The organism is Streptomyces sp. NPDC058525 (genome assembly GCF_042719495.1).
In the GTDB taxonomy this organism is placed as follows: domain Bacteria; phylum Actinomycetota; class Actinomycetes; order Streptomycetales; family Streptomycetaceae; genus Streptomyces.
In genome coordinates, this window is record NZ_JBHXNP010000017.1 from 16278 (window position 1) to 30790 (window position 14513).

The 14513-nt window shown below is 73.1% G+C and carries 11 protein-coding genes; 4 read left to right on the forward strand and 7 right to left on the reverse strand.

Features of this window, described 5'->3' with window-relative positions; genetic code table 11:
* Positions 1–48: 48 nt before the first annotated feature.
* The 3 genes from ACFWP3_RS11475 (at position 49) to ACFWP3_RS11485 (ending at position 3424) form a co-directional block, all read left to right on the forward strand.
* Entirely contained in the window at positions 49–1680 is a 1632-nt protein-coding gene (locus ACFWP3_RS11475) for an AMP-binding protein (protein ID WP_384218926.1), read from the forward strand.
* A 4-nt stretch (positions 1681–1684) separates the two neighbouring features.
* A complete protein-coding gene (locus tag ACFWP3_RS11480; RefSeq protein ID WP_384218928.1) occupies positions 1685–2497 on the forward strand; it encodes a PaaX family transcriptional regulator C-terminal domain-containing protein in 813 nt (270 codons plus the stop codon).
* A gap of 87 nt (positions 2498–2584) precedes the next feature.
* Positions 2585–3424, forward strand: coding sequence for a GNAT family N-acetyltransferase (locus ACFWP3_RS11485; protein ID WP_384218931.1), 840 nt, complete (start codon positions 2585–2587; stop codon positions 3422–3424).
* A gap of 16 nt (positions 3425–3440) precedes the next feature.
* Here the strand turns inward: ACFWP3_RS11485 and ACFWP3_RS11490 are convergent, their stop codons facing one another.
* A complete protein-coding gene (locus ACFWP3_RS11490) occupies positions 3441–5690 on the reverse strand; it encodes a bifunctional salicylyl-CoA 5-hydroxylase/oxidoreductase (RefSeq protein ID WP_384218932.1) in 2250 nt (749 codons plus the stop codon).
* Between the two features lie 4 nt (positions 5691–5694).
* A complete protein-coding gene (locus tag ACFWP3_RS11495; RefSeq protein WP_384218935.1) occupies positions 5695–6522 on the reverse strand; it encodes an enoyl-CoA hydratase family protein in 828 nt (275 codons plus the stop codon).
* A 159-nt stretch (positions 6523–6681) separates the two neighbouring features.
* On the opposite strand from ACFWP3_RS11495, the gene ACFWP3_RS11500 reads away from it, so the two are divergent.
* The gene (locus tag ACFWP3_RS11500; RefSeq protein WP_384218937.1) at positions 6682–7167 is read left to right on the forward strand and encodes an ATP-binding protein; all 486 of its coding nucleotides are present in this window, start codon (positions 6682–6684) and stop codon (positions 7165–7167) included.
* A gap of 46 nt (positions 7168–7213) precedes the next feature.
* Here ACFWP3_RS11500 and argF read toward each other — a convergent pair whose 3' ends face one another.
* The 5 genes from argF to ACFWP3_RS11525 form a co-directional block, all read right to left on the reverse strand.
* Positions 7214–8224, reverse strand: coding sequence for an ornithine carbamoyltransferase (gene argF, locus ACFWP3_RS11505; protein ID WP_384218939.1), 1011 nt, complete (start codon positions 8222–8224; stop codon positions 7214–7216).
* A gap of 122 nt (positions 8225–8346) precedes the next feature.
* The gene (locus ACFWP3_RS11510; protein WP_384218942.1) at positions 8347–9573 is read right to left on the reverse strand and encodes an arginine deiminase; all 1227 of its coding nucleotides are present in this window, start codon (positions 9571–9573) and stop codon (positions 8347–8349) included.
* A gap of 46 nt (positions 9574–9619) precedes the next feature.
* Entirely contained in the window at positions 9620–10132 is a 513-nt protein-coding gene (locus ACFWP3_RS11515; protein WP_384218944.1) for a hypothetical protein, read from the reverse strand.
* A gap of 161 nt (positions 10133–10293) precedes the next feature.
* Positions 10294–12909 (reverse strand): polynucleotide kinase-phosphatase, encoded by a 2616-nt coding sequence (locus tag ACFWP3_RS11520; RefSeq protein WP_384218946.1) that lies wholly within the window; start codon positions 12907–12909, stop codon positions 10294–10296.
* Positions 12906–14411, reverse strand: coding sequence for a 3' terminal RNA ribose 2'-O-methyltransferase Hen1 (locus ACFWP3_RS11525; protein WP_384219055.1), 1506 nt, complete (start codon positions 14409–14411; stop codon positions 12906–12908). Before ACFWP3_RS11525 ends, ACFWP3_RS11520 begins: the two co-directional genes overlap by 4 nt.
* Positions 14412–14513: the final 102 nt, after the last annotated feature.

The window sequence follows — 14513 nt, forward strand, 5'->3', positions numbered from 1 at the left end:
CGGCCGGCTCCACCTCATCCGGGACCGTCGCAAGGGGGCGAACCCGCCTTGGACCTCAAGCCTTCCGCTCACGCCGACACCTTCGCGCGCGATCATCTGCCACCCCCGGACACCTGGCCGGAGCTCGTCTTCGAACTGCCCGAACTGGCCTATCCGGACCGCCTGAACTGCGCGGCCGAGCTGCTCGACGCCACCATCGCCCGGTTCGGGCCCGAGGGCGCCTCCCGGCCGGCCTTCCGCAGCGCCACGGGCGAGGTGTGGACGTACGGCGGGCTGCGCGAGCGCGTCGACCGCCTCGCCCACGTGCTCACCGCCGATCTCGGAGTCGTCCCCGGCAACCGGGTGCTGCTGCGCGGGCCCACCGGCCCCTGGCTGGCCGCGTGCTGGCTCGCGGTGGTCAAGGCGGGCGCGGTGGCGGTCACCGTACTGCCGCAGCAGCGCGCCCAGGAGCTCGCCACGGTCTGCTCGATGGCCCGGGTGGGGCACGCCCTGTGCCATGCGGGCGTACTGGACGACCTGGTCAAGGCGGAGGTGCCGGGGCTGCGGATCACCGCGTACGGGGGCGAGGAGCCGGACGACCTGCTGCGGCTGGCCGAAGGGCACGCGGGCCGGACCTTCCCCGCCGTCGCCACCTCCGCCGACGACGTCGCCCTGATCGCCTTCACCTCCGGAACCACCGGACGGCCCAAGGGCTGCATGCATTTCCACCGGGACCTGCTGTCCATCGCCGACACCTTCTCCCGCACCGTGCTGCGCCCCCGCCCGGACGACGTCTTCGCGGGCAGCCCGCCCCTCGGGTTCACCTTCGGCCTGGGCGGGCTGGTCGTCTTCCCGCTGCGGGCCGGGGCCTCCGCGCTGCTGCTGGAGGAGGCGGGGCCGCGCCACCTGCTGCCCGCGCTCGCCGAGCACCGGGTGACGGTGCTGTTCACGGCGCCCACCGCCTACCGGACGATGCTGGACGCGCTGGGCCCGTACGACGTGGGCGTGTACGACCTCTCCGCGCTGCGCCGCTGCGTGTCGGCCGGGGAGAACCTGCCCGCCGCGACCTGGCAGGCCTGGCACGAGCGCACCGGCCTGCGGATCATCAACGGCATCGGGGCCACGGAACTGCTGCACATCTTCATCTCCGCCTCCGACGGGGACATCCGGCCCGGTACCACCGGACGGGTGGTCCCGGGCTGGCAGGCCCGGGTGGTGGACCCTTCCGGCCGCCCGGTGGCCGACAACGAGCCGGGCCTGCTGGCCGTGCGCGGCCCGGTCGGCTGCCGCTATCTGGCCGATCCGCGCCAGGGGGAGTACGTACGGGACGGCTGGAACCTGACCGGTGACACCTACGTGCGCGATCCGGAGGGCTACTTCCGCTACGTCGCCCGCGCCGACGACATGATCATCTCGGCGGGCTACAACATCGCGGGCCCGGAGGTGGAGGAGGCCCTGCTGCGCCACCCGGACGTGGTGGAGGCCGCGGTGGTGGGCCGCCCGGACGAGCGACGCGGGCAGGTCGTCGTGGCATACACCGTCACACGTGAGGGTGTGGTGCTGACGGAGGAGGAGCTGCGCACCTTCATGCGGACGGAACTGGCCCCCCACAAGTGCCCGCGCTCCTTCGTCTTCCTGCCCGCCCTCCCCCGCACCGCCACCGGGAAGCTGCAAAGGTTCAGGCTGCGGGATCTAGAGTGAAGCCGTGGTCGAGCAGCACACTCCGCGATCTCTGATCGTCACGTTCTACGGCGCCTACGGGCGGGCCTTCGAGGGGCCGGTCCCGGTGTCCGCGCTGGTGCGCCTGCTGGGCGCGGCCGGCATGGACGCCCCGTCGGTCCGCTCGTCGGTGTCCCGGCTGAAGCGGCGCGGCTTCCTGCTGCCCGCGCGCGCGGCGGACGGTTCCGCGGCGTACGAGCTCTCCGCGGAGGCCCGGCAGCTGCTGGACGACGGCGACCGGCGGATCTACGCGAGCCCCGGCGGCGGGGCCGGGCCGGCCGACGAGTGGCTGGTGGCCGTGTTCTCCGTCCCGGAGCAGGAGCGGCACAAGCGGCACCTGCTGCGCTCCCGGCTGGCCCGGCTCGGCTTCGGCTCGGTGGCGCCGGGCGTGTGGATCGCGCCGGCCCGGCTGTACGGGGAGACGGGGCACACGCTGGAGCGGCTGCACCTGACCCCGTACGTGGAGCTCTTCGCCGGCGCCCACCTCGGCTTCGCCCCCACCGCCGAGGCCGTGGCCCGCTGGTGGGACCTGGCGGCCCTGGCCAAGCAGCACGAGCAGTTCCTCGACCTGCACGAACCCGCCCTGCGCGCGCTCCAGTCGGGCCCCGCCCCGACACCGGAGCAGGCCTACCGCGGCTATCTGCTCGCCCTGGACAGCTGGCGCCGCCTGCCGTACGCCGATCCGGGCCTGCCGCGCGAACTGCTCCCGGCGGACTGGCCGGGCGACCGCGCGGCGGCGGTCTTCGCCGAGCTCCACACCCGGCTGCGGGACACGGGCGCGCGGTTCGCGCAGCCGTAGCGGCAGCGGTGGCCGGGCGGCCGGCCGGCGGCACAGCCGTCGGGAAAAGCGGGTGCGCGGGGCTCCCGCGCCGCGCCAGGATGGGCCATGACCTGGACCTTCACCTCAGACCTGGCCGCCTATCTGGCCGCGGCGGGCCCGGCCGTGGCCGCGCAGCCCGTGCCCAACACCCTCCTGCTGACCGTGGCGGACGCGCTGGATCGGCGCGGAGTCCACGCCTTCGGCCCGGCCGACCCCTTCTTCGGCTGGTGGACCGGGCCCGACGGCACCGTCTCCGCCGGCCTGCTGTGCACCCCGCCCTACCCGCTCCAGCTCGGCTCGGTGCCCCCGGAGGCGGTCCGGGCGCTGGCCGACTCCCTCGATGCCGAGCCGCTGCTCGCCGGACTGCACGGCTTCAACGCCCGCCGCCCGGACGCCGAAACGCTGGCCCTGGCCTGGGGCCGGCCCACCCGCGTGGCCGAGGAGACCCGGCTCTACCGGCTGGGCCACCTGGTCGCCCCGGATCCCGCGCCCGCCGGGCGGGCCCGCCGCGCGACCGGGGAGGACCTGCCGCTGCTGCGGAAGTGGATCACGGCCTTCGACGAGGAGCTGGGGCAGCCGGCGCCCGCCTCCGAGGCCGCGCTGCGGGACCGGATCTCGTACGGCGGCTTCCTGCTGTGGGAGCACGAGGGGAACCCCGTCTCGCTGGCGTCCTTCTCCCGCCCGATCGCTTCGGCCGCCCGCGTCGGCCCGGTCTACACCCCGCCGGAGCTCCGCGGCCGCGGCTACGCCGCCGGGGCCGCGCACGCGGCGAGCGAAGCGGCGTACGCGGCGGGCGCCTCGGAGGTCCTGCTCTTCACGGACCTGGCCAACCCGACCAGCAACGGCATCTACCTGCGCCTGGGCTACACCCCGGTCGAGGACCGTGCCGAGGTCGTCCCGGCCTGAGGGCGGTGGACGGGCCTCAGCCTCGGCCCGTCGGAGGCTTGCGGCTGCCCGCCCGGTAGGGCGGCGGCCAGGGCGCGGCGGGGCCCTCGTAGGACTGGTCGGCGGCGGCGTGCAGGGTCCAGTGGGGGTCGTAGAGGTGGGGCCGGCCGAGGGCGCACAGGTCCGCGCGCCCGGCCAGCAGCAGGGAGTTCACGTCGTCCCAGGAGGAGATGGCGCCGACGGCGATGACGGGGACGCCGAGGGCGTTGCGGATCCGGTCGGCGTACGGGGTCTGGTACGAGCGCCCGTACTCGGGGGTCTCGTCCGCGACGACCTGGCCGGTCGACACGTCGATGGCGTCCGCGCCGCGGTCGGCGAAGGCGGCCGCGATCCGGACCGCGTCCTCGGGCGAGGTGCCGCCGGGCGCCCAGTCGGTGGCCGAGAGGCGGACCGTCATCGGCCGGTCCCCGGGCCATGCGGCGCGGACCGCGTCGAAGACCTCCAGCGGGAAGCGCAGCCGGTTCTCCAGGCTGCCGCCGTAGGCGTCGGTGCGGCGGTTGGTCAGCGGGGAGAGGAAGCCGGAGAGCAGGTAGCCGTGGGCGCAGTGCAGTTCCAGCAGGTCGAAGCCGCAGTCGGCGGCGCGGACCGCGGCGGCCGCGAACTCGGAGCGGACCGCGTCCATGTCCCCGCGGGTCAGGGCGCGCGGGACCGCGGAGCGGCCCGGCCGGTAGGGCAGTGCGGAGGCGGCGGCCAGCGGCCAGTTGCCCTCCGGGAGGGGGTCGTCCATGCCCTCCCACATCAGCCGGGTGGAGCCCTTGCGGCCCGAGTGCCCGAGCTGGACGCCGAGTGCGGTGCCGGGGGCCGAGGTGTGCACGAAGTCGGTGATCCGCTGCCAGGCGGCGGCCTGTTCCTGGGTGTAGAGGCCGGTGCAGCCGGGGGTGATCCTGCCCTCGGCGCTGACGCACACCATCTCCGTCATGACCAGGCCGGCCCCGCCCAGGGCCCGCGCGCCCAGGTGCACGAGGTGGAAGTCGCCGGGGATCCCGTCCCGGGCCGAGTACATGTCCATGGGTGAGACGACGACCCGGTTGCGCAGGGTCAGTCCGCGCAGGGTGAAGGGGGTGAACATGGGCGGGGTGCGGTCGTCCGGGCAGCCGAAGTCCCGTTCCACGGACCGGGTGAAGCGTTCGTCGCGCAGGCGCAGGTTGTCGTGGGTGACGCGGCGGCTGCGCGTGAGCAGGTTGAAGGCGAACTGCCGGGCGGGCTGGCCGGTGTATCCGGCGATCTCCTCGAACCAGCGCATGCTGGCGGCGGCGGCCCGCTGGGTGCTGGCGACCGCCGGGCGCCGGGCCGCCTCGTACGCGGCGAGCGCGGCGGGTACGTCGGGTTCGGTGCCGATCACCCCGGCGAGGGCGAGGGCGTCCTCCACGGCCAGTTTCGTGCCGGAACCGATGGAGAAGTGGGCGGTGTGGGCCGCGTCGCCGAGCAGGACCACGTTCTCGTGGGACCAGTGCTCGTTGACGACGGTGCGGAACCGGGTCCAGGCGGAGCGGTTGCCGTGCAGCGGGCGGCCGCGCAGGGCCTCGCCGAAGATCTTGGCGCAGCGGGCGGCGGACTCGTCCTCGTCGCACAGGTCGAACCCCGCCGACCGCCAGACCTCCTCGCGCATCTCGACGATCACGGTGGAGGCGTCGGCCGAATAGGGGTAGGCGTGCAGCTGCATGACGCCGTGCTCGGTCTCCGCGATCTCGAAGCGGAAGGCGTCGAAGGCGAAGTCGGCGGCGAGCCAGACGTAGCGGCACCGGCCGCCGGTCAGGGTCGGCGCGAAGTGGCCGGCTCCGGCCTCGCGGGTGGCGCTGTGCACCCCGTCCGCGGCGACCACCAGGTCGTGGGAGCGGGCCAGGGCGAAGGCGTCGGGGGCCTCGGCGCGGAAGCGGAGGCGGACGCCGAGCCCGGCGCAGCGCTCGTGCAGGATCTCCAGGAGCCGACGCCGCCCGAGGGCGGCGAAACCGTGGCCGCCGGAGGTCAGCAGCCGTCCCCGGTGCACGATGTCCACGTCGTCCCAACGCACGAACTCCGCGCTCAGGGCCGCGTACACCACGGAGTCGGCCTGCTCGATCCCGCCGAGGGTCTCGTCGGAGAGGACCACGCCGAAGCCGAAGGTGTCGTCGGGGGCGTTGCGCTCCCACACCTCGACGGTGTGGCCCTGGCGGGCCAGCAGTGCGGCGGAGTACAGCCCGCCCGGTCCCCCGCCGACGACGGCGACCCGCATGGCGTCCGCGGACATGTGGCTACCTGCCCTTCCACTCCGGCGGGCGCTTCCCGGTGAAGGCCGCGTGGAACTCGGCGTAGTCCTGGCCGTTCATCAACAGGGCCTGGGTGCTGGCGTCCAGCTCCACGGACGCGGCGAGCGGCATGTCGAGCTCGGCGGTGAGCAGCGCCTTGGTCTGGGCGTAGGCGAGGGCGGGCCCAGCGGCGAGGTGTGCGGCGAGTTCGGCGGCCCGTACGTGGGCCTTGCCCTCGTCGGTGAGCTCGCTGAGCAGGCCGATCCGCTCGGCCTCGGGGGCCCGTACGGGCTCTCCGAGCATGAGCAGCCGGGTGGCGTGGCCGAGGCCGACGACGCGGGGCAGCAGGTAGGCGGCGCCCATGTCCCCGCCGGAGAGGCCTACGCGGGTGAAGAGGAAGGCGAAGCGGGCGGTGGGGTCGGCGATCCGGAAGTCGGCGGCGAGCGCGAGGACGGCGCCGGCGCCGGCGGCCACCCCGTGCACGGCGGCGATCACCGGGAAGGGGCATTCGCGCAGGGCTCGCACGACCTGGCCGGTCATCCGGTTGAAGTCGAGGAGCTGGGCGGTGTCCATGGCGAGGGTGGCGCCGATGATCTCGTCCACGTCGCCGCCGGAGCAGAAGCCGCGGCCCTCGCCGCCGAGCACGAGGGCTCGTACGGACCGTTCGCGGGACAGTTCGGCGAGCAGGTCGCGCAGGTCGGCGTAGGCGCCGAAGGTCAGCGCGTTGAGTTTGTCGGGGCGGTCGAGGGTGACGGTGGCCACGCCGTCCTGCCGGGTCACCCGCAGGTGGCGCCACCGTTCGGTCGCTTCTGTGGAACCGGTGAAGGGGCTCACACGATCGACGGTATCACTGGATCGTGACTGCCGTCACAGAAACGCGACACCTTCTCCGGGGGGCGGTCCCGTCGCACGTGCCGAAGGTCCCGTCGACCCGGTGCCGTGGTCCCTTGCGGTTCGGACGGGGTGCCCTACGGTCGCGGATTTCGACTTCGTATGGTTGAAACCAGGATTTCATCGTGCCGACCCCTGTGCGCCCACGGAACGGAGGGACCTGCCGTGCCCGACGCGTCCGCCTGGCGGATCGCCCTGCCCCATACGACGGCTGCCGTCCCCATCGCCCGCGCCCTCGTCCGCACCGCGCTGGCCGAGGTCGACGGGCCGGCCGACAGGGACACGGCGGAGCTGCTGACCGCGGAACTGGTCGCCAACGCCGTCGAGCACACCCGCCCCGGCGCCCCGATCGAGCTGGTCGTGGAGCTGCTGGAGAGCGGCTGCCAGGTGGAGGTCCACGACGGCGACCCGCAGCCGCCCGGCGATCTGACGGCCCGCCCGGACGACGCCCACCCCGACCCCTGGCAGGAGCACGGCCGCGGACTGCTGCTGATCCGCACCCTGAGCTCATCCTGCGGCCACCGGCCCACCCCGCACGGCAAGGCGGTGTGGTTCACCCTGCCGGCCCGCCGGGCGCCGCGCGTATGACTATGCGCCGACGCGCCCGGCTTCCGGCTGGACGCCCGGCTTCCGGCTAGGCGCCCGGCTTCGCGAGCGTCGCGACGAGCACGGCCTTGATGGTGTGCAGCCGGTTCTCGGCCTCGTCGAAGACGACGGAGTGCGCGGACTCGAACACCTCGTCCGTCACCTCCAGCGATTCCAGCCCGTGCCGCTCGTGGATCTCCCGGGCCACCTTGGTGCCCAGGTCGTGGAAGGCCGGCAGGCAGTGCATGAACTTCACGTCCGGATTGCCGGTGGCCCGCAGCACGTCCATGGTCACCGCGTACGGGGACAGCGCCGCGATCCGCTCGTCCCAGACCTCCTTGGGCTCGCCCATGGACACCCAGATGTCGGTGATGACGAAGTCGGCCTGGGCCACGCCCTCGGCGACCTCCTCGGTCAGGGTGATGCGGGCGCCGCTGCGCGCGGCGAGCTCGCGGGCCGCGTCCACCACGGGCCCGGCCGGCCAGAAGGCCTTCGGCGCGACGATCCGTACGTCCATGCCCAGCAGCGCCCCGGTCACGAGGTAGGAGTTGCCCATGTTGAAGCGGGCGTCGCCGAGGTAGGCGAAGGAGACGCGCTCCAGCGGCTTGGCGCAGTGCTCGGTCATGGTGAGGACGTCGGCCAGCATCTGCGTGGGGTGCCAGTCGTCGGTGAGGCCGTTGAAGACGGGGACCCCGGCGTGCGCGGCGAGCTCCTCGACCGTGTCCTGACTGTCGCCCCGGTACTCGATCCCGTCGAACATCCGGCCCAGCACCCGGGCGGTGTCCTTGACGGACTCCTTGTGGCCCATCTGCGAGCCCGAGGGGTCCAGGTAGGTCGTACGGGCGCCCTGGTCGGCCGCGGCGACCTCGAAGGCGCAGCGGGTGCGCGTCGAGGTCTTCTCGAAGATCAGCGCGATGTTCCGGCCCTGGAGCAGGGGCCGCTCGGTGCCCGCCTTCTTGGCGGCCTTGAGTTCGGCGGCGAGCTCGATCAGGCCGCGGAACTCGGCGGCCGTGAAGTCGAGCTCCTTGAGAAAACTGCGGCCGGCGAGGTCGGTGGCCATGGGGGTCGCTCCAGCGTCACGGTGACAGGGGATATTGGAAGTCTATACGATCCCCTGTATTGATATACAGCGCCTGTGTTCCGTGTGCTGCGCGGGCCCGGCCGCCCCCTCACCCTCTCCCGTCAGACGCCGTCGCGCTCCACCGGGCAGCTCATGCAGCGCGGCCCGCCCCGCCCCCGGCCCAGCTCGCTGCCGGGGATCTCGATGACCTCGATGCCCTCCTTGCGCAGATGGGTGTTGGTGGTCACGTTCCGCTCGTAGGCGACCACCACCCCGGGCTCGACGGCCAGCACGTTGCACCCGTCGTCCCACTGCTCGCGCTCCGCCGAGTGCACGTCCTGCGTCGCGGTCAGCACCCGGATCGAGTCCAGCCCGAGCGCCGCCGCGATGGCCCGGTGCATGTGCTCCGGGGCGTGGTCGGTCACCTTCAGCTCCTGCGGCTCCGCACCCGGCTCGATCGTGTAGGAGCGGAGCATGCCGAGCCCCGCGTACTGAGTGAACGTATCTGCGTCGACCATCGTCATCACCGTGTCCAGGTGCATGAACGCCCGCCGCTTCGGCATGTCCAGGGCCACGATGCTGGTCGCCGACCCGGCGGCGAACAGCCCCCGCGCCAGCATCTCCACCGCCTGCGGGGTGGTCCGCTCGCTCATCCCGATGAGCACCGCGCCGTTCCCGATGACCAGCACGTCACCGCCCTCGATCGTCGAGGGGTAGTCGGCCTGCCCCTGCGACCAGTAGTGGAAGGCGCCCGAGGAGGTGAAGAGCGGGTGGTGCCGGTAGATCGCCTCGAAGTGGACCGTCTCGCGCTGCCGCGCGGGCCAGCGCATCGCGTTGATGGACACCCCGTCGTAGATCCACGCGGAGGTGTCCCGGGTGAACAGGTGGTTGGGCAGCGGCCCCAGCAGGAAGTCGTCCAGCTCCATGGCGTGGAAGCGCACCGACACCGGCTCCGCGTGCCGCTCCAGGAACTCCCGCTTGGTCATCCCGCCGACCAGCGCCTCGGCCAGGTCGGCCGAACCCAGCGCGTCGAAGGCCGCCCTGAGGTGGTCGGTGGCGAGCGGCCCATACTCCTTCTCGTCGAACACCCGGTCCAGGACGAGGTGTCTCGCCTCCGGGATGTCGAGCGACTCGCACAGCAGGTCGCCGAAGAGGTGCACCGCCACGCCCCGGTCGCGCAGCACGTCCGCGAAGCCGTCGTGCTCCTGGCGGGCCCGGCGCACCCACAGCACGTCGTCGAAGAGGAGCGCGTCCTTGTTGCTCGGTGTGAGCCGCTTCAGCTCCAGGTCGGGCCGGTGGAGGATGACGCGGCGCAGCCGCCCGGTCTCGGAGTCGACATGGAATCCCATGCCGTACACGTTCCCAGACCGGACGGCCTTTTGACGTGGCGTCTGCTCAGCGGGGGGTGCCCAGACCGAGAATCGCCGCCGGGGTGCCCACGAGCTCCGGGGCGCTCAGTCCCAGCTTGGGCGCGGTCAGGTTCGGCAGACCGAAGTTGGAGCCGTCGGGCATCGTCAGCGGGGAGCCGACGACCGCCCCCGGGGTCCGGGCGCGCATCGTGGTGGCCGGGGCGTCCAGGGAGCCCTCGCCGTCGGTCGCCGGCTCGCCCAGCAGGTTCGGCACCGGAGAGGTGACGAGGGTGTTGCCGAGCTCGGTGGCGATCGGTACCGCGGGGAGCAGCGGGGTCGGGAGCATGTCCCCGCGGTGGAAGCGGGGCGCCTCGGGCGCTCCGACGACCGGCACCGGCACCCCGGTTCCCACGCGGGGGGCGTCCACGCCCAGCGTGGTCTCCACGGCCTCCAGCGGGACTCCGACCGGGACCGACGAGGCCGCGGCCGGGGTGGCCGCGCCGGCCGCCGCCATACAGGTCAAGAGCGCCGCAAAGCTTCCGCGCGCGGTCATCTTCATAGGTGATGTTCCGTCCTTCCAGGGTCGCGGACAGTCCGCTGCCCTGGATGAACGATCCCGCCGGTGGTTTTCCCGGCGTTCTCCGCGAAAGTTCCCCCATACGACCTAATTCGCGGCCGTACGGGGGCCTCGGCTTTACGCGCCCATTCGACGGTACGGCGTCACAGGCGCGGGTCGACCGGCTCCGACTCCAAGGCGAGCACCGCGAAGACGGCCTCGTGGACCCGCCACAGCGGCTCGCCGGCCGCCAGCCGGTCCAGTGCCTCCAGCCCGAGCGCGTACTCGCGCAGGGCCAGCGAGCGCTTGTGCCCGAGGAAGCGTTCGCGCAGCCGCTCGAGGTGGTCGGGGCGGGTGTACTCCGGACCGTAGATGATCCGCAGGTACTCGCGCCCGCGGACCTTGACCCCCGGCTGGACCAGGCGGCCCTTGCCGTCCCGGGCGTAGGCCTGGAGCGGCTTGACGACCATGCCCTCGCCGCCGGCCGCCGTCAGCTCCAGCCACCACTCGGTGCCTGCCCGTACGGAGTCCTCGTCCGCCGTGTCCACCAGGATCCGGCCGGTGCGGCGCAGCAGCCCGGTGCCCGCCGCCTCGTCGGCCGCGACCAGCCGGTCCAGCCAGAACAGCTGCTCGTCGTGGGGCACCGCGGCCAGCGACCGCCCGGCCGCCGCCAGCAGCTGGAAGGGCGCGAACCGTACGCCGTCCAGCCCGTCGGTGGGCCAGCAGTAGCGCCGGTAGGCCTCGGTGAAGGCTTCCGCGTCGGAGGCCCGGCCGCGCTGGCGCTCCAGCAGGGCGCCGGTGTCGACGCCCCGGGCGGAGGCCGCCTCCAGCGCGGCGATCGCGTCCGGGAAGACCGCGCCCGAGGCCGCGCCGACGGCGGCGTACTGGCTGCGCAGCAGGCCGCCCGACTTCAGGGACCAGGGCAGCAGTTCTCCGTCGATCAGCAGCCAGTCGGTGGCCAGTTCCTCCCAGAGCCCGGCGTCGGTGACGGCCGTGCGGAGCCGGGTGAGGACCTCCTCGGTGACCTCGGGCTCCTTGAAGAACGGCCGGCCGGTGCGGGTGTAGACGGAGCCGGTCGGGCCGTCCACGCCGAAGCGCTCGCGGGCCGCGTCGGCGTCCTTGCAGAGCAGCACGGTGGCGCGGGAGCCCATGTGCTTCTCCTCGCACACCACCTGGGCGATGCCGTCCTTGCGGTACTGGGCGAAGGCCTCGGCCGGGTGCTCCAGGAAGCCCCCGTCGGCCGCTCCGCCGCCGGCCCCCTCGCGGGAGGTGGCCGTGGGCGCCATGGTCGGCGGCAGGTAGGGGACGAGGCGGGGGTCCACGGCGAAGCGGCTCATGACCTCCAGGGCCGCCGCCGCGTTCTCCTCGCGCACGGTGACATTGCCCAGGTGCCGGGTCTCCACGATCCGTCGCCCGTGCACGTCGGCCAGGTCCAGCGGACGGCCTTCGTGGCCGCCCGGCACGTCGGTGGCGAGCGGCTTGACCGGCTCGTACCAGACCTTCTCGGCCGGCACGTCGACCAGTTCGCGCTCGGGCCAGCGCAGGGCGGTCATCTTCCCGCCGAACACGGCTCCGGTGTCGAGGCAGATGGTGTTGTTGATCCAGGAGGTGTTCGGGACCGGGGTGTGTCCGTAGACCACGACGGCCTTGCCGCGGTAGTCCTCGGCCCACGGGTAGCGCACGGGCAGGCCGAACTCGTCGGTCTCGCCGGTGGTGTCCCCGTACAAGGCGTGCGAGCGGACCCGGCCGGAGGTGCGGCCGTGGTACTTCTCGGGCAGCCCGGCGTGGCAGACCACCAGCCGGCCGCCGTCGAGGACGTAGTGGCTGACGAGGCCGCGGATGAACTCCCGTACCTCCTGGACGAACTCCTCCGGCTCCCCCTCCAGCTGCTCGATCGTCTCGGCGAGGCCGTGGGTCCGCTGGACCTTGGAGCCCTTGAGGAAACGGCCGAGCTTGTTCTCGTGGTTCCCGGGCACGCACAGGGCGTTGCCGGACTTGACCATGCCCATGACGCGGCGCAGCACGCCGGGGCTGTCGGGGCCGCGGTCGACGAGGTCGCCGACGAAGACGGCGGTGCGCCCCTCTGGGTGGATCCCGTCCTCGTATCCGAGCTTGGCGAGCAGGGTCTCCAGCTCGGAGGAGCAGCCGTGGACGTCACCGATGATGTCGAAGGGGCCGGTGAGGTGGGTGAGGTCGTTGAAGCGCTTCTCCAGGACGACCTCGGCCGACTCCACCTCTTCGACGGAGCGCAGCACGTGCACCTTGCGGAAGCCCTCGCGCTCCAGTCCGCGCAGCGAGCGCCGCAGGTCGCGGCGGTGGCGCTGGATGACCGCGCGCGGCAGGCCGGCGCGGTCGGGGCGGGCCGCGTTGCGCTCGGCGCAGACGTCCTCGGGCAGGTCGAGGACGATGGCGATGGGCAGGACGTCGTGCCGGCGGGCGAGTTCGACGAGCTGCCTGCGGGCCTCGGCCTGCACGCTGGTGGCGTCGACGACGGTCAGCCGGCCGGCCTCCAGCCGCTTGCCGGCGATGTAGTGCAGGACCTCGAAGGCGGCCTTGCTGGCGCTCTGGTCGTTCTCGTCGTCGGCGACGAGGCCGCGGCAGTAGTCGGAGGAGATGACCTCGGTCGGTTTGAAGTGCCTGCGGGCGAAGGTGGACTTGCCCGATCCGGTGGCCCCGATGAGGACGACGAGGGACAGGTCGGTGACGGGAAGTACGCGGGTGCGGTGGGTCTCGGTGTCGGTGTCGGTGTCGGTGTCGGTGTCGGTGTCGGTGTCGGTCATGCTGCCTCGCCCTCCTTCGGGGTGTCGGTGTCGGTGGTGGTGATGTCGGCGGTGGTGCCGGATTCGGCGGTGGTGAAGACGGCCATCTGGGTCGGCGGCCCCACCTCGGGGTCGTCGTCTCCGACGGGCTCGAACGCGACGCCGTACCCGTACCGTTCGGCGACGGATCCGGCCCAGGCGCGGAACTCCTCGCGGGTCCACTCGAACCGGTGGTCGCCGTGCCGGACGTGCCCGGCGGGCAGGGACTCCCAGCGGACGTTGTACTCGACGTTCGGGGTGGTCACGAGGACCGTGCGGGGTCGGGCCGAACCGAACACCGCGTACTCCAGCGCGGGCAGCCGCTCCGGGTCCAGGTGCTCGATGACCTCGCTGAGCACGGCCGCGTCGTAGCCGGTCAGCCGCTTGTCGGTGTAGGCGAGCGAGCCCTGGACCAGCCGGACGCGCGCGCTCTGCCGCTCGCCCATCCGCTCCAGCCGCAGCCGCTTGGCCGCGAGGTTCAGGGCCCGCACGGACACGTCCATGCCGACGACCTCGGTGTACGCGGGGTCCTTGAGCAGCGCCTGGACCAGCTGCCCCTGGCCGCAGCCGAGGTCCAGCACGCGCTGGGCGCCCGCGCCGCGCAGGGCGGCGAGGATCGCTTCCCGCCGCCGCACGGCGAGCGGAACCGGCCGCTCCTCCGTATCGCGCGACTCGTCGACGGCGTTGTCGAGCTCCTCGACCTCGCTGCCGTCGGCCTCGGCGAGCCGCACCAGCTCCAGGCGCTCGAGGGCGTCCTGGGTCAGCCGCTTGTGGCGGGCCAGGTAGCGGGAGCTGATCAGGCCGTTCTCGGGGTGCGCGGCCAGCCAGCCGTCTCCGGCGCGCAGCAGCTTGTCGACCTCGTCGGGGGCGATCCAGTAGTGCTTGGCGTCGTCGAGCACGGGCAGCAGCACGTACAGCTGGCGCAGCGCGTCGGCGAGCCGCAGCTCCCCTTCGAGCACGAGCCGTACGTACCGGGAGTCGCCCCACTCGGGGAACCGTGCGTCGAGCGCGATCGGTTCGGCCCGTACGAGGTCCCAGCCGAGCGGGTCGAACAGCCGGTGCACGAGCGCCGCCCCGCCGCGCGCGGGCAGTACGGGGATCTCCACGCGCAACGGCCTTGCCTGGTCCGGTAGTTCGGGCCGCAGGGCGCACTGCCCCTTGAGGGCGGTACGGAACACCCCGCTCAGCGCGACGGCGAGCAGCGAGGAGGCCGCGTACGGCCGGTCGTTGACGTACTGCGCGAGCGCCGCGTCGGGCGCACCGCCCCGCCCCTTCCCCTGCCCGCGCCGCACGAGCGCGACGGGATCCACCTCCAGCATCAGCGCCGCCGTGCACCGCTGGGCCGTGGCCTCGGGGTAGAACACGTGGGCGGTGCCATGGGACTGGTTCTCGACCCGGACCCGGTCGGGGTGCTTGTGCAGGAGAAAGCCCAGGTCAGTCGCCGGATTCTCGGCGGTGCCGGTGGTGGTGATGGTGAGGAACATGCGCTTCAGCATGACGCTCGGCTCGCGCTCGGGCCAACGGATTTCGGCGAAAACAGGTTCGATCTTCAACATCCTGGCTAAGCTGCGCGACCTTCACCCCAT

Coding starts and splice junctions, on each gene's coding strand:
- argF (WP_384218939.1), bottom strand. CDS start 8,224: ATGGCCACCGACCTCGCCGGCCGCAGTTTTCTCAAGGAGCTCGACTTC.
- ACFWP3_RS11500 (WP_384218937.1), top strand. CDS start 6,682: ATGGTTGAAACCAGGATTTCATCGTGCCGACCCCTGTGCGCCCACGGA.
- ACFWP3_RS11510 (WP_384218942.1), bottom strand. CDS start 9,573: ATGGGATTCCATGTCGACTCCGAGACCGGGCGGCTGCGCCGCGTCATC.
- ACFWP3_RS11515 (WP_384218944.1), bottom strand. CDS start 10,132: ATGAAGATGACCGCGCGCGGAAGCTTTGCGGCGCTCTTGACCTGTATG.
- ACFWP3_RS11485 (WP_384218931.1), top strand. CDS start 2,585: ATGACCTGGACCTTCACCTCAGACCTGGCCGCCTATCTGGCCGCGGCG.
- ACFWP3_RS11525 (WP_384219055.1), bottom strand. CDS start 14,411: ATGTTCCTCACCATCACCACCACCGGCACCGCCGAGAATCCGGCGACT.
- ACFWP3_RS11490 (WP_384218932.1), bottom strand. CDS start 5,690: ATGTCCGCGGACGCCATGCGGGTCGCCGTCGTCGGCGGGGGACCGGGC.
- ACFWP3_RS11520 (WP_384218946.1), bottom strand. CDS start 12,909: ATGACCGACACCGACACCGACACCGACACCGACACCGACACCGACACC.